Here is a 2578-nt window from a genome sequence, read left to right as displayed (position 1 = left end):
TGTTTACGAAGTAACGGTCCAGGGGCCACCGACCGTACCCAGGTCCCCCGAACTCAGGTTCGGCCGGCTCGGGTCCCCGTACCCAGGTTCCCCGAGCTCAGGTTCGGCGCCGGGGGGTGCGGGACGTTGCGTGCGCCGAGCATCTCGGCGGCGATCTCGCGGACCTCGGCCATGCTCGGGACGGCGCGCCCCGCGTCGGTCAGCTCCCGCTGCACGGAGGTCATCTCCACCTCGGGCATGCCGCAGGGCGTTGCCCAGGCCCATGGCCGCATGTCGCAGTCGACGTTGAGCGCGAATCCGTGGCTGGTCACCTTGCGCGTGCACCGCAGGCCGATGGACGCGATCTTCCGGTTGGTCCGGCGGGTCCAGACGCCCGTGAGCTCGACGGACCCGGGCGGGGTGTCCCGCCGCTCGGCCGGAATGCCGAGCGCCTCGGCCGTATCCACCAACCGGGCCTCCAACAGCCGCAGGAACGGCACCACCGCGTTCATTGCGCCGATATGACACATCACGTAGCCCACCAGCTGGCCGGGGGCGTGGTACGTCAGCAGCCCACCCCGGTTGGTCTCGTGAACCGGGATGCCCAGCCCCGCGAGCGGGCGGTGCTCGGGCCGGGTCCGCTTGCCGACGGTGTAGACCGGCGGATGCGACAGGAACCACAGCGTGTCCGGCCGCACGCCGTCGATCCGTTCCCGCACCATCACCCGCATCCGCGCCATGGCAACCTCGTAGTCGACGAGATCCTCGTCGAGGCGCAGCAGGGTCTCAGGCCAGGTCACCGGGACCGGGCCCGGGCCGCCGTCCACGGCGTCCACCCCGTCCACCCCGTCCACCCCGTCGACGACATCCACCCCGTCGATAGCATTCACGGGGTTCACGGCATTCACCTCTCCACCGTATGCCCGGTCCACCGTGTGCCCGGGTTCCGGCGGTCCGGGCCGGGATGATCCCGCGCGGTCGGCGTACCGTAGCGCACAGGGAGCAGCGATGACGTACGACATTCTCGCCGACCTCGTCGTGGTGGCCCACCTGCTCGGGATCGCGTTCATCATCTTCGGTGGGCTGCTGGTCCGGCGGCGGCGCTGGCTGCTCTGGCTGCATGTGCCCGCCATCATCTGGGGCGTAACGATCATCACGATCGGGTTCACCTGTCCGCTGACCCCGTTGGAGAAGTATCTGCGACGGCTTGATGGTCAACCGGCCTACCAGGGCGGTTTCATCGATCATTACCTTGCGGGCGTCCTCTACCCGGACGATCTCACCTGGCTCGTCCGCTCGCTGGCCGCGCTGATCGTGGTCGTTGCCTACGTGCGCGTCTGCCTGGACCTGCACCGACGACGGTCCCGACCGACGGTGGGCACCGGACCGGATCCGGCATCATCCGACCCCGGCCAGCGATGACCGTGATGACCGGCGGTGGGGTAGGCCGAGGCCGGCTACGGCGTCACAGCGATACGACGCCACATCGCTACGACGCCGCCACCGGCACACCCCGAATACCCCAACGGGCACACCACCTACGCCGGCGCCGCCCAGCGGGTGCTGGACCGGGTGTCTCAACCGGCGGTGAGCCAGTGGGACACGGCGTCGCCCGTCACGACTCGCACGGTCAGGATTACCGCGGCAACCGCGAGAAGCGGAACGACAACCCAGTGTTCGATCCTGCCGTCCGTCCGGGGAACCAGGACTGTCTCCATCCGCCAGGTGACCGGCCAGAGAAGAGGGCAGCCGCGCGGGGTCAGGCAGTCCCCGGCCAGGTGGGCGAGACAGCCCAGGGTGACCGCGTAGCCGGCGAAGCTCATGTCGATGCCGTGCATGAGAAAGACAGCGACCCCGGCGGTCACGCAGTCCATGACGGACGACCAGTGCTCGTGCTTCTCGAAGTCCAGGCCGAGCCCACGTAGCCCGAAGCCCACGAGGACGAACAGCGCGGCCCACCATCCGTACTCGAAACGGGCGGCCAGCAGGCCCATGACCACACCCATGCCGAGCGCGAAGAGGAGCGAGTGGGTGGCGTGCCGGTGGCCACCGGCGGCCCTGCTGATCCACCTGCACATAACCCGGGTGACCGGCCCGAAGGTGTTGGCGATCCGACCGTTGGGATGGTCGATGTCGGGCAGAAGCGCCGCGCCCGCGGACACCACCGCGCCGGCGATCACCTGGGACGAGGACAAGGACACCGCGTGCGAGCCCAACCACTGCTCCCGGGACAGCAGGGGTGCGGCGGCCAGCCAGACCACCGCCCCGCTCAGGGCGTGGGTCCGCCCCATCATGGCAGCTCAACCTGAATGATCAGCACCGTCAGACTGTATCCAGCCGATCCAGATCCAGCCGATCCAGCCGCCGCGCGCCGAGCGACGTTCGGCTGTCCCGTGGCAAGCAGGCCCCGCGTGTGGTCATCGATCCAGCTCGTCAGACCGGTCGTCCGCGAGTTTGATGTTCCGGTCAGCTCCCAGGCGCGGGTGCTGACGCGAAGAGCAGCGCTACGCGGTCTCCAACAGGCTCGAAGCCAAGCTGCTGATACACGCCGTTGCTGGTCGGATTAGCCAGATCGGTGAACAGCAGGACCTCGTGCGCT

4 protein-coding genes are annotated in these 2578 nt (G+C 68.9%); 1 reads left to right on the top strand and 3 read right to left on the bottom strand.

All coding sequences use genetic code 11. The features are described 5' to 3' along the window. Window positions 1-53: 53 nt before the first annotated feature. Window positions 54-878, bottom strand: a complete 825-nt coding sequence (gene lipB, locus ACY45C_RS21260; RefSeq protein ID WP_462189323.1) for a lipoyl(octanoyl) transferase LipB — start codon at window positions 876-878, stop codon at window positions 54-56. Window positions 879-987: 109 nt separating this feature from the next. Between lipB and ACY45C_RS21255 the strand changes: the two genes are divergently transcribed. After that, window positions 988-1401 (top strand): DUF2784 domain-containing protein, encoded by a 414-nt coding sequence (locus tag ACY45C_RS21255; protein WP_462189322.1) that lies wholly within the window; start codon window positions 988-990, stop codon window positions 1399-1401. A gap of 155 nt (window positions 1402-1556) precedes the next feature. On the opposite strand, the gene ACY45C_RS21250 is transcribed toward ACY45C_RS21255, so the two are convergent. Both ACY45C_RS21250 and ACY45C_RS21245 read right to left on the bottom strand, forming a co-directional pair. Beyond that, window positions 1557-2273: a metal-dependent hydrolase gene (locus ACY45C_RS21250; protein ID WP_462189320.1), complete on the bottom strand. Its 717-nt coding sequence runs from the start codon at window positions 2271-2273 to the stop codon at window positions 1557-1559. A gap of 172 nt (window positions 2274-2445) precedes the next feature. Continuing rightward, the coding region (locus ACY45C_RS21245) for a GNAT family N-acetyltransferase (protein WP_462189325.1) at window positions 2446-2578 on the bottom strand (133 nt) is incomplete at its 5' end.

This window comes from Frankia sp. CcWB2 (assembly GCF_977927585.1).
The sequence above is the reverse complement of the archived record's forward strand: the minus strand, read 5'-3'. Positions and strand labels throughout refer to the sequence as shown.

Coding starts and splice junctions, on each gene's coding strand:
- ACY45C_RS21255 (WP_462189322.1), top strand. CDS start 988: ATGACGTACGACATTCTCGCCGACCTCGTCGTGGTGGCCCACCTGCTC.
- ACY45C_RS21250 (WP_462189320.1), bottom strand. CDS start 2,273: ATGATGGGGCGGACCCACGCCCTGAGCGGGGCGGTGGTCTGGCTGGCC.